We start from the raw sequence: 15,602 nt of genomic DNA, 5'->3' as shown, positions 1-15,602 counted from the left end.
CTTCCGGGCGTGCTAAAACCTTTCAAGCGCTGATCTAGCTGCTTGAAAAAGAAGGGAAAAATATGACGAAGTCGGAGTTGATCGAACGAATTGTCACCCATCAAGGGCTGCTCTCATCCAAGGATGTGGAGCTGGCCATCAAGACCATGCTTGAACAAATGTCCCAGTGCCTCGCCACCGGTGATCGTATCGAGATCCGTGGGTTTGGCAGCTTCTCCCTGCATTACCGTGCTCCGCGTGTTGGCCGCAATCCAAAGACCGGTCAATCCGTCAGTCTTGACGGTAAATTCGTTCCGCATTTCAAGCCGGGTAAAGAATTGCGTGACCGGGTGAATGAGGAAGAGGAGGAGGGGGTTTGATCTTCGCTATTTTTCAAGGGGGCGCTGATGCGTAACCTCAAGCGCATACTTCTTGGCGTTTTTATTCTTTTACTGATTTTGGTGATTCTGGCGTTTGTTCTCGAGAATCAGCAGTCGGTTTCGTTATTGTTTCTGGGTTTGTCTGGGCCTCAGTTGCCGATTTCGTTGATCGTGGTTTTGGCTTTGCTTGTCGGAATGCTGATCGGGCCGGTGTTAGGCTGGTTTTTGGGGCGCTCATCAAGAGTCGCGAGTAGAAACAGAGCTGCGCGCAAGCATTTGACAGAGTGAAAGCCTCATATGCTTGCTTCCAGGCTTAGCTATATCCAATAGTAAAACGCCTATGAAGCTGTAAAATGCGATCCTCTTTTGGTTGTGAGGTTTTCACACCCATTCAGACTGAATTTGATAAAAGCTACGATTGGTAGCTTTTGCATTCGTGGATTGGACAGCGCTCCCGAATCGCTGTCAGCAGCTCAAAGGCATGGTACCGCGTGAAAATTCTAGTAACCGGCGGCGCCGGGTTTATCGGCTCAGCAGTTATCCGTCACATCATTTCCAATACCGGCGATTCTGTCGTTAACGTCGATAAGCTGACCTATGCCGGCAATCTGGAGTCTCTGGCTGATGTGAGTCAGAGTTCGCGCTATGCATTTGAGCGCGTAGACATTTGTGATCGCGGTCAAATGGATCGAGTTCTGCGTGAGCACCAGCCTGACGCGATCATGCATTTGGCGGCAGAGTCGCACGTTGACCGCTCCATATCGGGTCCGTCGGAATTCATCCAGACCAACATCATTGGCACCTACACGCTTCTGGAATCAGCGCGTCATTACTGGAGCGGCCTGGAGCAAGGTCGTAAAGCCGTTTTTCGCTTTCATCATATCTCTACTGATGAAGTGTACGGCGATCTGGAAGGGCCTGAAGATCTGTTTACCGAAACCACGCCCTACCAGCCAAGTTCGCCTTACTCTGCCAGCAAGGCTAGCTCCGATCACCTGGTTCGCGCGTGGTCTCGCACCTATGGTCTGCCGACCCTGGTTACCAATTGTTCGAACAACTATGGTCCGTACCACTTTCCGGAAAAGCTGATTCCGCTAATCATACTTAACGCTCTGGAAGGCAAGGCGCTACCGGTTTACGGCAAGGGCGACCAGGTACGTGACTGGCTGTATGTGGAGGATCACGCTCGCGCGCTCTACAAAGTCGTCACCGATGGCGTCATCGGCGAGACTTACAACATTGGTGGCCACAACGAGAAACAAAATATCGAAGTAGTGCATGCTCTCTGCGCGCTGCTTGATGAGTTGCGCCCGGCTTCGCCTCATTGCCCCCATGCGAGTCTGATCACTTACGTGCAGGACCGCCCCGGTCATGATCAGCGTTACGCGATTGATGCAAGCAAGATACAGCAAGAGCTTGGTTGGGCGCCGGAAGAAACGTTTGATAGTGGTATCCGCAAAACGGTGGAGTGGTATCTGAACAATACTGAATGGGTCGCGCATGTGAAGAGCGGCAGCTATCAGCAGTGGATTGATCAGAACTACGCAGATCGTACGGGCAAGGCATGAAAATCCTTCTTCTGGGAAAAAACGGCCAGGTCGGTTGGGAGTTGCAGCGATCTCTCGCGCCCCTCGGTGAGTTGGTGGCACTGGATCGTCAAGTAACCGATGGCTTGTGCGGTGACCTGAGCAATATTGATGGGTTACGGGCAACTCTCCGCGCAATCAGGCCAGATGTCGTTGTCAATGCGGCTGCTTACACCGCAGTCGACAAGGCTGAGGTCGAGACTGAGCTGGCAGATCTTGTGAACGCGCGTGCTGTTGGAGTATTGGCGCAAGAGGTCAGAGCGCTTGGCGGGTGGCTGGTTCATTACTCGACAGATTATGTCTTCGATGGGCATGGATCTGCACCATGGCGGGAGAGTGACGCCGTGGCTCCGGTGAATCACTACGGTGCCAGCAAACTTGCGGGAGAGCGATTGATCATCGAATCCGGCTGCAAGCATCTTATCTTTCGCGCCAGCTGGGTTTATGGCGCTCGTGGCAATAATTTCGCCAAAACCATGTTGCGTCTGGCAAAAGAGCGCGAAAGTCTGAGTGTCATCGCTGATCAGATCGGGGCGCCAACCGGTGCAGACCTGATTGCGGACATCAGTGCCTTGACCCTTCGACAGGTTTTTCTGCGTCCTGAATTGTCGGGTCTTTATCACTTGGCGGCCGCTGGCGAAGTCTCTTGGCATGGATATGCAACTCACGTGATTGACTTCGCCAAAGCGCGTGGGGAAGAGCTCTGTGTGAAAGGCATCAATGCGATCGAAACGTCTGTCTACCCAACGCCAGCCTGTCGCCCACTGAACTCCCGGTTGAATACGGGAAAGCTGCGCGACAATTTTTCTTTGCACTTGCCGGATTGGCGCAGTGGCGTAACCCGAATGCTTACGGAAGTTCTCAATAAATGACCACGATAAATCGTAAAGGCATCATCCTCGCTGGCGGTTCGGGTACTCGTTTGCACCCGCTGACCCTTGGCGTGTCCAAGCAGATGCTGCCGATCTACGACAAGCCGATGATCTTCTATCCCTTGTCCGTGCTGATGTTGGCGGGGATGCGCGAAATTCTGATTATTTCCACGCCTGAAGATCTGCCGTGCTTTCAAAAGCTGTTGGGCGACGGTAGCCAATATGGCATCAAGCTGTGTTACGCCGAACAGCCGAGCCCGGACGGGCTGGCACAGGCTTTCATTATCGGTGAGGAGTTCATCGGCGATGATCCCTGCTGTCTGATCCTGGGAGACAACATTTTCTACGGTCAGCACTTCTCGGACAACCTGCGTTCGGCCGGTCTGCAGGAGGACGGTGCAACTATCTTCGGATATCACGTATCCGATCCCGAGCGCTTTGGTGTGGTTGAGTTTGACGCTAATGGATCTGCGTTGAGTATCGAGGAAAAACCGACGGCGCCCAAGTCCAACTATGCTGTGACCGGACTCTATTTCTACGATAACCAGGTTGTCGAAATCGCGAAGAGTATCAAACCGTCCGCTCGCGGAGAGCTGGAAATTACTGACGTCAATCTGGCCTATCTCCAGCAAAAGTCGCTGAAAGTTGAAATGCTCGGTCGAGGCTTCGCATGGCTTGATACCGGTACGCATGATTCGCTGCTAGAGGCCAGTCATTTCGTGCATACCATTGAAAAGCGCCAAGGCCTGAAAGTCGCCTGCCTTGAAGAGATTGCATACAGTAATGGCTGGATTGACATGGCGCAGTTGCGTGCTCAAGCCGAGCGGCTGAAGAAAACCGGCTATGGACAGTACCTGGAGAAGCTTCTGGATTCCGCAGTGCGCGAGGGCTGACATTGTTGGCGCAGTAGCCATTTTTCGTAAAGATTGTGATGTGGTTACGCCGAGCCGGGTTGATGTTGGTTTGATATCGATCTTGTTCGGATGCTTTCAATTTTCAGGGCGTTTTTTGTGCCTTCCGCCGGGAGGGAGTTATTAATGTCCAGGCACAAGCTGTAGAATGATCAGCAATCATACCGGTTCTTGCGACTCGCGGTTGTGGGCGGGCAGCTTCGCCTCATTGGGTACGCCTCATAAAAGAAGCCCCGCCCCAATCGTTGATCGGCAAGGATCCTGGTGTTGCTTACGGATTTGGATTTAGGCCGAGCGGCTGTTTTCTCTGGCGGCTTGGAGCAAGTATTTGCGTCAGTCAGGACGCACAAATGACCGGAAATATAACTGAACCCGTTTCTGGAAGTATCTACTGGAGAGGGGACTAAGGATTGAGAGCATGGAACTGATTCCCGTAATTTTGTCTGGCGGAGTGGGCAGCCGGTTGTGGCCTGTTTCTCGAGAAACCCATCCAAAGCCATTCATGGCGCTGCCAGATGGCCAGAATCTAATCCAGAAAACGTTCCTTCGTGCTTCGCGTCTGGAAGGTGTGGTGGAAGTTCTGACGGTGACCAACCGCGAACTCCTGTTCAAGACTGAAGATGAGTACAGCACAGTCAATTCTGCCAAGCATGCTCAAGGTTTCATTCTTGAACCCTTCGGCCGTAATACAGCGGCGGCCGTTGCAGCAGCGGCACTTCAACTCGAATCCACGCACGGCCCCGATGCCCAGATGCTGGTGTTGGCTGCTGACCACCTGATCAAAGACGAAAAGGCTTTCGCTGCGGCCGTTTCCAGCGCCATGGCGCTGGCTGCCGACGGCTGGTTGGTGACGTTTGGTATTCAGCCAACCTACCCTGAGACTGGTTTCGGTTACATTGAAGCGCAGAAAGATGCCCCTGTTAAAGGTGGCTTGAAAGTCGCGCGGTTTGTCGAAAAGCCTAACCTTGAAACCGCTCAAAACTACGTCGGCGCGGGGAACTACTACTGGAACTCCGGGATGTTCTGTTTCCGGGTGGGCTCCGTCCTGGAAGAGCTGCGTCAGCATGCACCGGACGTAGTAGAGGCTGTGAGCAAAACGATCAATAGCTCGCGTCTGACCTCGTCCGCCAAATACCGTTGCCTGGCGCTTGATGCCGAAGCATTCGCAGCGGTGCCGGACATCTCCATCGATTACGCGTTGATGGAGCGCTCTTCCAAAGTTGTGACTGTTCCCTGTGACATCGGTTGGAGTGACATCGGTTCGTGGAACGCTGTCAGCGAATTGACCGAGCCCGACGAGAACGGTAACCGCTTTGAGGGCGAGGTACTGTCTCATGATTCGCGCAATAACTACGTCAACAGTGAAGACCGACTGACCGCGCTTGTCGGCGTTGAGGACTTGCTGGTCATTGATACACCTGACGCGGTGATGATTGCTCACAAGGATCACGCTCAAGACGTGAAGCATATTGTCAATCAGCTCAAGGCCTGCAGTCATACGGTGCACTTGCTTCACCGTACCGTGCATCGTCCGTGGGGTACTTACACCACGCTGGAAAACGGCGAGCGTTTCAAGATCAAGCGCATTGTTGTGAAGCCTAAAGCTTCTTTGTCGCTGCAAATGCATCACCACAGAAGCGAGCACTGGATCGTTGTCAGCGGGATGGCGGTGGTGGTCAACGATCAGCAAGAACTGATGTTGAATACCAACGAGTCAACGTTCATTCGCGCCGGCCACCAGCATCGCCTGATGAACCCAGGAGTCATCGATCTGGTGCTGATCGAAGTGCAGAGTGGTGACTATCTGGGCGAAGACGACATCGTGCGTTTTGAAGACAACTATGGTCGTGTCGATAAGTAAACGCTCTTAGGACGATTTTTTGCCCGCTTGATAGGATTACTATTGGGCGGGCATATTTTTATCCCGCGTTAGAATGACGTGCTTCTACCTGGCGAGTAAAAAGCAGCATCTGTTGCCTCGCTTCCACATACCCAGCAAGAGAGCGGTATGCATAGCCCTATAAAAACCCAGTGTTTCAAAGCCTACGATATTCGTGGTCAAGTCCCGTTGGATCTCAATGAGGATGTAGCCTATCGAATCGGTCGCTCTATGGTGACCGAGTTGAAGGGCAAAAGTATTGTACTGGGACGCGATATGCGGCTTGAAAGCCCAATGCTTGCTGACGCGATGTCTCGCGGTTTGCGTGATGCAGGTGCGGATGTCATCGATATTGGTTTGTGTGGCACCGAAGAGGTCTACTTCGCGACCAGTGCGTTCAACGCCGACGGCGGGGTGATGATAACCGCGAGCCATAATCCCAAAGGTTATAACGGGATGAAGTTGGTAAAGTCCGAGTCACGTCCAATTAGCGGAGACACAGGACTCGACGCCATTCGTCTCAGGGTAGAAAGTGGCGATCTCGGAAGCTTGGCCGACTCACCAGGAAAAACTCGCTTCGAGCTCGTAAAGTCCCGGTATATAGAGCATTTGCTAAGTTACATAAAAGTTGCAGACCTCAAACCGCTGAAAATACTTGCCGACCCTGGCAATGGCGCTGCTGGTCCCGTTCTGCTGGAATTAATCGATAAATTGCCTTTTGATTGGGTTCTAATAAATGCCGAGCCCGACGGCAACTTCCCCAACGGCGTACCCAACCCGCTGTTACCGGAGAATCGAGAACTAACCCGACAAGCTCTACTGTCTAACTCTTGCGATGTGGGTCTGGCTTGGGACGGCGATTTTGATCGTTGCTTCTTTTTCGACGGCAAAGGCCGTTTTATAGAAGGCTATTATGTCGTTGGTTTATTGGCTGAGATGCTTCTAAAAAATCATCCAGGCAGCAAAATCATTCATGATCCCCGATTGACCTGGAATACCATAGATCAAGTAGAACGGGCGGGTGGACTCCCAGTGCTATGTAAGACAGGACACGCGTTTATCAAAGAGCGCATGCGTCTTGAAGACGCCGTTTATGGCGGGGAAATGAGCGCACATCATTATTTCCGTGATTTTGCATACTGTGATAGTGGGATGATCCCTTGGCTACTGGTAACTGCGCTTATGTCTACCAGTGGAAAGAGTCTTGCGCAATTAGTAGATGAGCGTATTGAGGCTTATCCGTGCACGGGCGAGATTAATTATCGAGTAGAAGACGTTTCGACCACCCTGCAGAAAGTCGTGGATTATTATCTGCCGCAAAACCCATTAATTGATAGAACAGATGGGGTAAGTGTTTCCTTTGTGGACTGGCGGTTCAATTTGCGCGGATCAAATACTGAGCCTTTGTTGCGTTTGAATATCGAGGCGAAAGCAGATAAAGCCGTGATTTGGGAACGTTTGAAAGAACTCGAATCATTGATTAATGCTGTTTAAAATGTTTGTGTGTTGTTAATGAGTAGTTTTGGATGCGATTTGTTTGGTGCCGTGGTGGCGTTCTGACTATTGATACAGTAGGTTTATATTTTGAAAACGGTCTTATTGTTAAGCACATATCCCATTGCCAGCCCGCGGCATGGAGGGCAGGTTAGGGTCGCAAATATCGCCAGAACGTTTAGCGCCAATGGTTGGAATGTTTTCCATATGGCGATTTACGAGCCAGAGGGATACCCTCCAGCGGTGTTGGGAAAAAATGACATCGAATTTCCTCCGGGTTCCAGTTTTAGAAAATATAAAAATAAATTCGTGCCTTTGATCAACGACTTACTCTCCGGTGAGTATGCAAGCTCGGAAGGGGGGGCGTTTCAGTCAATATTGAAAAAGCTGCCTCCGATCATCGATGCTATTCATGTAGAGCAGCCCTGGTTGTGGCCGCTGGTTCGAAAAATAAAAACGATTGAAAAATATAAAGATGCCTGCCTTATTTATGGATCTCAAAATATAGAGTCGCCATTAAAAAAAGAAATTTTAGACAGCTATCAAATTAAGGGCACCGACGAAGTTATTGCGGATATCGATCGATTGGAGCAAACCGCTGCTATTGAGGCTGATATCGCTACCGCGGTAACACAATCTGATTTTGAAATTATTTCAAGCTGGGGAGCAAAATCTCCGTTATTAGCTCCCAATGGCATATCTCCTTGGGAAGCACAGCAAAAAAATTTGGAAATATGGAAAGAGCGGCTCCCTAAAAGTCCGTGGATTTTATATGTTGCAAGTGCTCATCCTCCAAATTTCATGGGGTTTAACGAGTGTTTGGGCAGTTCACTGGCATGCATCCCGCCAGATAGTAAGTTAGTAGTTGTTGGAAGCGTTTGTGAACACCTCGAGGCAACTCTTCGTGACAGCCGCTGGGGCGCTCTGAATTTGTCGCGATTGCAACTACTATATATGCTGCCTGACGAAGATCTAGACGCTGTAAAAACTCTTGCTCATGCGTTCCTTCTTCCTATTCCTCATGGTGGTGGCTCCAATATAAAAACAGCAGAAGCAATTTATTCTGGGAAGTATGTAATCGGCACTGAGTCAGCTTTTAGAGGGTTTGAGCAGTACCTCCATCTTCCAGAGTTAACAATTGCAAAAAATGCAAGTGAGTTTCATGCAGCAATAAGAGCGCGTTTATGCGGTCCGAAGCAGCTTAGTTTGGAGGGGGCCGATAGAGTTAGCAGGGAGTCTCTGACTTGGACTCAGTGCCTAGCCGCCATTCCTCAAGCCGCAAAGACGAAAATTACTCAAAAGGCTCTAAGTTAATGACTACTTGGTTTGATGTTACTACCATATTAGCTTGGCGGCGTCCGGCTGTTGGGATTATCAGAACCGAAACAGAATGCGCGGGCTATGCGTTGGAAGAAGTTTCAAATGGTGCGAGCATAAAGTTTTGTTCATTCGATAGCATGTCTGGGTTCAATGAGGTTTCGGCGGTTGAAGTGGCTGAAACCCTAAAAAGAATTTCGGGTGATCATGCTCAAACGACTGTCAGAATTCCAAATAGTCAACCGCAAAAAAAAGCACTCGAAACACGACTTAAAGAAATTGCCTTACGTATAACTAGTCGACTACCTTCGCGGGTTCGTGGTTTATTGTATCAGGCTTTTCAACGTCGTAGATTAGCAATAGTTGAGGCGCTTGTATCGTTTAGGCATTTTCGCTTAGCTTTATCGTTATTCTTCAAGCCGGCGAATAATAAGTTTGTTCCTGCCAAGAATAAAACCAATCTAAGTATAGAGGTAAATCCGTTTAAAAAAGGAGACTGTTATATTTCCGTTGGTTTGGACTGGGATAATAAAGACCTACCGTATCTTTATAGATTGAAAAAACATGTGGGTATGAGAGTCGTACTATGTTGCTACGATATTATTCCTGTAAGACTTCCGCATCTCTGTGTTGGCGATGTGGCAGCTAAATTTGCAAACTATTTTTCTGACGTGGCGTGGTGTGCGGATCAGATCCTATGCATATCGGAATATACGCGGACAGACCTAAAACTTTTACTTGAAGAGTTGGGTGCCCCAGTTCCTGATATGCCAGTTATAAAGTTGGGTGGCGATATACTTCAGCAAAAAAGTCCAGTAACTAGTGTGGAAGTGTTATCGCTACTTCAGAAAAAATTCATTCTTTTTGTTTCTACTATCGAGCGTAGAAAAAATCATGAAGTGTTATATCGGGCATACACAAGGCTTATAAACAAGGGTGTCAAAGATTTACCACTGCTAGTATTTGTTGGGATGCCTGGGTGGGGAGTTAATGATTTCTTGAAGGATCTGGAACTGGATCCTAGGGTAAAGGAGTATATAAAGGTTCTGAGCAATGTTTCAGACTCTGATCTGGTGAGCCTATATAGAAACTGCATGTTCACGCTTTTTCCTTCTCTCTATGAAGGCTGGGGACTACCTGTTGCCGAAAGTCTTGCGGCAGGTAAATATTGTCTGGCTTCTAATGCAGCCTCCATACCTGAGGTGGGAGGTAAGTTGCTTGACTATATTGATCCGTGGGATATTTTATCGTGGGAGTCTGAATTGGAAAAATATATTTCTGACTCCGAGGCGCTACGTCTCAAAGAACAGCATATAAAATGCGACTACCGTATTGTTCCTTGGGCTGAGACTGCAAGAAGTGTTTTTTATAATGCTGTAAAATAATGAAGTTGGTTGGATTTTGTTTATAAAGTCGAAGGGATGATAGGGATATAAGCAGCCCGCTCCCTCAGGATACTTAGCCATTTCTTAAACTGTTGTTTATTAAACGCCCGATGCAATGCATCGGGCAATTTTTATTCAAAGGGATAAGTGTGACTTGTCAATGGCTCCATGTTTACTGCGCTACGCATATTGCTGCGGCGATTTATTAAAAATTTTGAGTATCTTAAGATTCGCTTGCGTCCGTGCTTATCCTATAAAACACTAGATTCTTATTGAAGCTTTTGATTCTCCTCTGTAGACGTTAGTTTTACTTTTTTTGGTTTCATAAGGCTTTTTGAGAAACGCACCATTGGCGTTTCTATTAACACATGGACGCCATATGAGACGATTAAACTTACAGAAATAAATACTATAAAAGTGATTAAATTGTTTTCTGGTGAGAAGTGCTTTATTAGAACTGCTACTGCCATATGGCAGGCGTAAAGGGAGTAAGATAATCTACCTAAAAGCTGGAAAATTTTATTGTAAAGAAAAGCACAGTGGTTTTGGAAGTAAATCAAATAGCAAAATGTTGCAAATGCTAACAGCCAACTTGGGGTGCCTTTATCGAGTGATACATATATTGGAAACGGCGCTATGCTAAATACCAATAGTATGCCAACCAGTCCTGCTATCAGTTTTTGCAGTGAGATTTGATTAGAGTGAAATAACCAGAAAATCCAGCCTAAGATAAGCATTGGGAGCGTTGAGGCTAGTACGCCGAAGTTTGTTGCCCATTGATGCATTGGGTGGTGGGGGATAATATGAACGCGGCCTACAGCCAAAAAAATCAAAGTAATCAGTGCAATAGAGTATAAGTCTGCTTTAAAAGCACGCGCAAAGAAATAAGCGAAACCAATTAGTAGATAAAATTTTACCTCGATTGCGAGTGTCCAAAAAATGGGCTCCACGAGAAACTCATTTGGTAGGACGTCTGATCCAAATAAGCTCACGCTGAGTAAAAAATTTTCAAAATCTAGGTTTCTCGGGCTATCTATTAGGTACTCTGACAGTATTCTCAGTGCCACGGCAGCTATGGCGATAGGGTAGAGTCTAAAAATGCGTTTTACAAAAAAATCACTACCGGAACTGACGGTTGCGCTGGCGGCTACCACGAAGCCGCTTGTTATGAAAAAAAGTCCTACGGCATAACTGCCTATAAAACTTGCGATGTAATACGCGACGCTATCTATCGGTGCCTCTATCAGTGCGGTCACATAGTGATCTAGCACGACCAGAAGCGCCGCAATACCTCTCGCCCCGTCCAGTGACTTAATCCTATTCAAGTCAGTCTTCCTTCGTGTCTAAATTAATGTTCTGTACTCCATATCATCAACGGCGCTTTTTTATATTGCAGCTGGTAGCTTGGAGGCCTTGATCTAATAGCGTAGTGTATGAGAGGTCGTTTCAGAATCTGCTATTGTTATTTTATGCCGATTCTGATCCTGAGAAGAGCGTGACACTAGAAACGCACTCGATTAATCGAGCAATAGTTTGTTTCTATTTTCAAGAAAGCTATTTTGCTTGTTTGTTAAGATGCCACCATGGAGTATAGGTTGGGTATTGTTAATGACACCAACAATTTTTGATGCAAATCCATCGTGATCATATGGGTCCGCTGTGAGTGTCGGATTCTGATTGATTTCACCACAGGATGAGTTATTCGATGAAATTACCGGAATACCCTGAGCCTGCGCTTCTAAAATCGGAAGGCCCAGGCCCTCGTAAATAGAAGGAAAGAAAAGAACTTTGGCTTTTTTCATAAGTGATTCGAGAAGTTGATCTGAGGGCGATCGATACCATTCAACATTCGAGCTGATGGATGAGATTTCCTCTAGAAAACGAGTAACCTCCGTAAAAGGCATGCGTTCACGTCCGACAACGATAATCTTCAGATCTGTTTGTGCTGCAGCCTTTTTTAACGATTCGGAGACTGCAATAAAGTTTTTCCTATGGTCAAGCACGTTCACTAATAAGATATAGTCGCGATTTTCACTTTCGATAGAATTCGTATTTCCGAAGTCTTTGAACGGAATGCAGATTTCCAATCTTGGCTCTAAACTCTTACCATAGAAGCTAATAAAGTCATTTTTGGTGCTTTCGCTGATGCAGATGATTTTTTGAGCGTTCTTGATATAAAAGTCATAACCTATGCTGTGTTCATGAGCAAAATGATAGGCATTCAAGAAGCGAGGCATACGAAGGGCGCCAATCGCTAGAAGATTTGGCACCATGTCATAGACGAAGCCCATTGTATATTGCCCCTCAGGCACCGAGCCTGAAGGAGAACACATCCAAGGAGTGGTCAGTATTGATTCGTCGAAATCTTCCAGACGGATTTCTTTAGGGTCGTCCCAATGGCAATTATATGTCTTACCAGTCTTTGTCGTTGATTGTATTGGAGCTTCGTTTGGGACTGGATCACCTTTAGCCCAGTCCGGAGCTGAGTGCATTAGAAGAGATGAGTGCTCAATGTCGCTCATCATTGTTTTAGCGTCATCTTTCGAGCATGCAGCTAAGCGACCCTGGTGGGGGGTCGCTAATGTGAGGCTATGCCCTTGTGCGGCTAACTGATGCCAATGATATCGGATGACACGTCGAACTCCGATATGCGTACTATAAAAGTTACGCTCCACTATCATTAATATCTTTTTTTGTTTCATGTGTTTTATCTATATAAAGGGCACGGATAAATTGAATATCTAGTCTGCTTTCACTGGTTTTGCATCAATTTTAATCAGCGCTACAGCCAATTTTCTGACGTCTTTGGACTTTCCGTCATCGCTAGGAGAGGACGGGGAAAGCGGAGTGAACGCAAATTGTAGAGTTCTAGCGCCTTTGAAAATTGTCCTTGGTAGTCGAAAAGAGTACTTCTTAGCGGATTTTTTCTTCGACAATGTCAAGAGTGTTATAGGGGTGCCGTTGCAAGTGACCCAGACCAGCTGATTTTTTGTATTTGCGGGCGCGAAACCTCTGGCTGTAACCTCAAGGTTCAAATCATGATTGACGTCAACTTCAGGCACAGGAAGATTCAAGATTGATTGATCTCCAAGTGACCAAACACCCCATGCCTCACGAGCTGCCCAACCGCTACCTAAAATAGAATTCGATATGTTTGCATTTTTTTCAAATAGAATTGGATATTGAGTAGTTATTGGTTGTTTCTTTACTAGGATGGCTGTCAATACCAAAGAGGTATCAGATCTGATGTCGATTACTACTTGTGAAGAGTTCGGTGCCAAAATAGTTGTGTCAATGAGGATGGTGCATGAGGTCTCTTCCTCATTCGTGTCCCAGTTCAAGACTTGATTAATACCATTCGTCTTGATTTCAATATCTGATTTGTTAGTGTTGCTATGAAAGAAGATTTCAAGACTAAGATCTTTGCTATTTGGTTCAAGACAGACCGAGAGATTTTTATTCCGCTGAAGTGATACTAACCCTTCATTGGTGATGGTCCATACGGACTGATCTAGAATAATCCCGTCGGCGGATAATTGTTGCGAACTCTTGCCAAATAGGCTGACCTTATTATCAAGTTTGATAGTGCTAGCCGACGCGTAAGACGGGTCAGTGCATCCATAAGGCAAGGAGTAGTTGTAATTCAGGTCTGGGAGTCGAGCGAACTCGTAGATATAGCCAGGCCGTGAGTCTGTAACAATGAGTTCAACGGTTCTTGCAAGGCGTGGAGTTATCCCTTTTTCGCTCATGCAGCGAGAAAGCTCAACATCTTCACCTTGGTTCCAGAACAAAAGTTCGTTCCAGGGAGTTTCTAAAAGTGTCGCCCTCTTGCTAATGATCACACCTCCGTTCACGTAGACGTTAGGATTGTAATCGCCATATTGCAGCATACTGCTTGGACTCCAGCTCCAAGTGCTGCCAAGGGTAACCCAGTCGGGGAAACGATTGCCTTCCAAATCTATTTGGGCTGGAACAATAACTGAAAAGTCCGCCCCAAACTCAAACATTTGATCCAGGAAACCCCTCGGTATTTCATAGCGGTCGTGTGCTATCAACAAGTTTTCGGCGTTTGAAGTCTCGACGATAATATTTTTCTTTTTAGTGATCCATCCTTTCGCAGAATGGTCATCAGGAGCATCAATATACCGAACTTTTTCGTTGTATTGTTCAAGTGACTCCCTTAAAGAGGCTGGCCCACAAATAGCAACACTCCACGCGATATTATCTATGCCACGCACTTGCTGAACGCTATCTATAAAGCGTATTACTTTCTCTGGACGCCGACCATCTGTAATAAGCGCAAACTCAAACGTTGACAGGGTAGGTGGTACACTATTTCTAGTGCAATACATACTGTAGACGATGGTCCCGTCTTCATCGGTATCTTGATTGAGTAGTTCAAAGGTGCACTCTTTGTGTCTTCTTAAAAATGCACCGAAAGAAAATAAAGTGAGCAGGTTAGATTGCGAAAACCTGACAAAGAGCAAGCACTTTGCATTATGTTGTAGAAGTCTCAGCGCCTCATCAATGATCAATGGCCATTGTTTAAATTTACCGAGATCGTTTTCAGTAAGATAAACGGCACTAAAATTTCCATGTAAAGACGGTAGCTCCCGGAAATCGCTGCTAGGATCAAATATCCGAGGCGACGATACGAAATTGTTAGCGGGAGGGTATACTCCAGCCCAGAATACGGTTTTGACGCCGCAAATTTCACTCATTAATTTTGAGTCGAGCATTCTCAGTTAATCGCCTTTATCGTATAAGCTTTTTTAGTGCGCGCAGGGGAGCGCTAAATTTCCAGCTTGTGGAAAGGTAGATGGCTTCAATTTGTGATTTGAGAAAGTTATTTTCGTCTCTCAGTCTATTGTTTTCATCATTAGATGAAAATTCAGCACAGTGCGAACCAGCAGCACCCTGCAGTTCAGAGTCGAGTTGGGCTTTGATTTTTTTTGCTTCTGATTTCCAGTACAGCACACGTGCCCATGCTGCGGAATTTTCAGCCACATAATGACGAGCGCGCGCAAGTTCCTGTTGTACGGACAGAGATACCGGATCACCAGGGGGAAGAGTTGGAGAGTCAGACGCTACGTGCCAGTAGTGCTTGCCATCGTATAATGGAACGCCCCTAAGTTTCAGATTATCTTCCACTTCACGCCAGTTTACGCCTTTTCGATTAAAGAAAACATTAACTTCAGCGCAGGCCGGATCGTTTGATTTGATGGCGAATGGTTCAAAGCCATGGTTATCTAAAAAAGAAAGAACCTCAAATAGTGCTGGTTCCCCGTTATAGAGTGATGTCGCAGATGTGGTAGGTGTTTCCAGCATTCCAGCGTCGACTGATGAAAGATACTTGCCCAGTGACTCCAGTACTCTTAGATCCACACCCTGGGCATCAATTTTTATAAAACTTATATGGTCGTATCCCTCTCGTTCCAGAAGGGAGTCCAAACGAATAACATCTACATCGATTACTTCGTCGAAGTATAAGTCAGATCGCTCTTTCCAATATTCATCGTTGGTAATTGAGCTTGAGTTAAAGGGAAGAAGGCTAGATACTCCCCAGTCGGCATGACGGGCAACATTGAACGTGGTCCGGCAAGGGATAACATCAATAGCTGCTTTAAACAGCTGAATGTTAGCCAGGCTCATGCTGTCTTTTTTTTCTTCCAGAGCCTGATACAGCTCGGGTATTGGTTCGATACCAATTATTGGTATGCCTGAAGACCGAGCTGCAACAGGAAACAAAAAATCACCGTTGTTTGCTCCAATGTCGAGAATACAAGTTTTAGTCATTGA

Annotated in this window: 13 protein-coding genes; 9 read left to right on the top strand and 4 right to left on the bottom strand. The window is 47.0% G+C overall.

The features are described from left to right. The first annotated feature begins 62 nt into the window (after positions 1-62). From ihfB to CKW14_RS08840, 9 genes are all read left to right on the top strand, one after another. Positions 63-359, top strand: coding sequence for an integration host factor subunit beta (gene ihfB / locus CKW14_RS08880; protein WP_003189779.1), 297 nt, complete (start codon positions 63-65; stop codon positions 357-359). Between the two features lie 27 nt (positions 360-386). Beyond that, a complete protein-coding gene (locus tag CKW14_RS08875; RefSeq protein WP_095125174.1) occupies positions 387-647 on the top strand; it encodes a lipopolysaccharide assembly protein LapA domain-containing protein in 261 nt (86 codons plus the stop codon). 203 nt (positions 648-850) lie between these two features. Beyond that, positions 851-1,927 carry a dTDP-glucose 4,6-dehydratase gene (gene rfbB / locus CKW14_RS08870; protein WP_095048559.1) on the top strand — a complete coding sequence of 359 codons (1,077 nt, stop codon included), beginning with the start codon at positions 851-853 and terminating at the stop codon, positions 1,925-1,927. Then, the gene (gene rfbD, locus CKW14_RS08865; RefSeq protein WP_095125173.1) at positions 1,924-2,817 is read left to right on the top strand and encodes a dTDP-4-dehydrorhamnose reductase; all 894 of its coding nucleotides are present in this window, start codon (positions 1,924-1,926) and stop codon (positions 2,815-2,817) included. Before rfbB ends, rfbD begins: the two co-directional genes overlap by 4 nt. Continuing rightward, complete coding sequence (gene rfbA, locus CKW14_RS08860) at positions 2,814-3,710, top strand: glucose-1-phosphate thymidylyltransferase RfbA (RefSeq protein WP_095125172.1); 897 nt, start codon at positions 2,814-2,816, stop codon at positions 3,708-3,710. Before rfbD ends, rfbA begins: the two co-directional genes overlap by 4 nt. Positions 3,711-4,146: 436 nt before the next feature. Further along, positions 4,147-5,589, top strand: coding sequence for a mannose-1-phosphate guanylyltransferase/mannose-6-phosphate isomerase (locus CKW14_RS08855; RefSeq protein WP_095125171.1), 1,443 nt, complete (start codon positions 4,147-4,149; stop codon positions 5,587-5,589). A gap of 147 nt (positions 5,590-5,736) precedes the next feature. Further along, the gene (locus tag CKW14_RS08850; protein ID WP_095125170.1) at positions 5,737-7,101 is read left to right on the top strand and encodes a phosphomannomutase; all 1,365 of its coding nucleotides are present in this window, start codon (positions 5,737-5,739) and stop codon (positions 7,099-7,101) included. Positions 7,102-7,308: 207 nt separating this feature from the next. Further along, positions 7,309-8,415, top strand: a complete 1,107-nt coding sequence (locus CKW14_RS08845; RefSeq protein WP_095125169.1) for a glycosyltransferase family 1 protein — start codon at positions 7,309-7,311, stop codon at positions 8,413-8,415. After that, entirely contained in the window at positions 8,415-9,803 is a 1,389-nt protein-coding gene (locus CKW14_RS08840; RefSeq protein ID WP_095125168.1) for a glycosyltransferase family 1 protein, read from the top strand. The genes CKW14_RS08845 and CKW14_RS08840 overlap by 1 nt, the downstream gene beginning before the upstream one ends. A 269-nt stretch (positions 9,804-10,072) precedes the next feature. On the opposite strand, the gene CKW14_RS08835 is transcribed toward CKW14_RS08840, so the two are convergent. The 4 genes from CKW14_RS08835 to CKW14_RS08820 form a co-directional block, all read right to left on the bottom strand. Further along, complete coding sequence (locus tag CKW14_RS08835; protein WP_095125167.1) at positions 10,073-11,128, bottom strand: acyltransferase; 1,056 nt, start codon at positions 11,126-11,128, stop codon at positions 10,073-10,075. A gap of 192 nt (positions 11,129-11,320) precedes the next feature. Next, positions 11,321-12,505: a glycosyltransferase gene (locus CKW14_RS08830; protein ID WP_095125166.1), complete on the bottom strand. Its 1,185-nt coding sequence runs from the start codon at positions 12,503-12,505 to the stop codon at positions 11,321-11,323. A gap of 39 nt (positions 12,506-12,544) precedes the next feature. After that, the gene (locus CKW14_RS08825) at positions 12,545-14,542 is read right to left on the bottom strand and encodes a hypothetical protein (RefSeq protein ID WP_095125165.1); all 1,998 of its coding nucleotides are present in this window, start codon (positions 14,540-14,542) and stop codon (positions 12,545-12,547) included. Positions 14,543-14,558: 16 nt separating this feature from the next. Next, positions 14,559-15,599, bottom strand: a complete 1,041-nt coding sequence (locus CKW14_RS08820; protein WP_095125164.1) for an FkbM family methyltransferase — start codon at positions 15,597-15,599, stop codon at positions 14,559-14,561. Positions 15,600-15,602: the final 3 nt, after the last annotated feature.

It is taken from the genome of Pseudomonas sp. Irchel s3a12 (assembly GCF_900187485.1).
Taxonomy (GTDB): domain Bacteria; phylum Pseudomonadota; class Gammaproteobacteria; order Pseudomonadales; family Pseudomonadaceae; genus Aquipseudomonas; species Aquipseudomonas neuropathica.
The sequence above is the reverse complement of the archived record's forward strand: the minus strand, read 5'-3'. Positions and strand labels throughout refer to the sequence as shown.

What these genes read in the sequence shown, in the direction of transcription:
- ihfB (WP_003189779.1), top strand. Translation starts at nt 63, where the DNA reads ATGACGAAGTCGGAGTTGATCGAACGAATTGTCACCCATCAAGGGCTG.
- CKW14_RS08875 (WP_095125174.1), top strand. Translation starts at nt 387, where the DNA reads ATGCGTAACCTCAAGCGCATACTTCTTGGCGTTTTTATTCTTTTACTG.
- rfbD (WP_095125173.1), top strand. Translation starts at nt 1,924, where the DNA reads ATGAAAATCCTTCTTCTGGGAAAAAACGGCCAGGTCGGTTGGGAGTTG.
- rfbA (WP_095125172.1), top strand. Translation starts at nt 2,814, where the DNA reads ATGACCACGATAAATCGTAAAGGCATCATCCTCGCTGGCGGTTCGGGT.
- CKW14_RS08855 (WP_095125171.1), top strand. Translation starts at nt 4,147, where the DNA reads ATGGAACTGATTCCCGTAATTTTGTCTGGCGGAGTGGGCAGCCGGTTG.
- CKW14_RS08850 (WP_095125170.1), top strand. Translation starts at nt 5,737, where the DNA reads ATGCATAGCCCTATAAAAACCCAGTGTTTCAAAGCCTACGATATTCGT.
- CKW14_RS08845 (WP_095125169.1), top strand. Translation starts at nt 7,309, where the DNA reads ATGGCGATTTACGAGCCAGAGGGATACCCTCCAGCGGTGTTGGGAAAA.
- CKW14_RS08840 (WP_095125168.1), top strand. Translation starts at nt 8,415, where the DNA reads ATGACTACTTGGTTTGATGTTACTACCATATTAGCTTGGCGGCGTCCG.
- CKW14_RS08830 (WP_095125166.1), bottom strand. Translation starts at nt 12,505, where the DNA reads ATGAAACAAAAAAAGATATTAATGATAGTGGAGCGTAACTTTTATAGT.
- CKW14_RS08825 (WP_095125165.1), bottom strand. Translation starts at nt 14,542, where the DNA reads ATGCTCGACTCAAAATTAATGAGTGAAATTTGCGGCGTCAAAACCGTA.
- CKW14_RS08820 (WP_095125164.1), bottom strand. Translation starts at nt 15,599, where the DNA reads ATGACTAAAACTTGTATTCTCGACATTGGAGCAAACAACGGTGATTTT.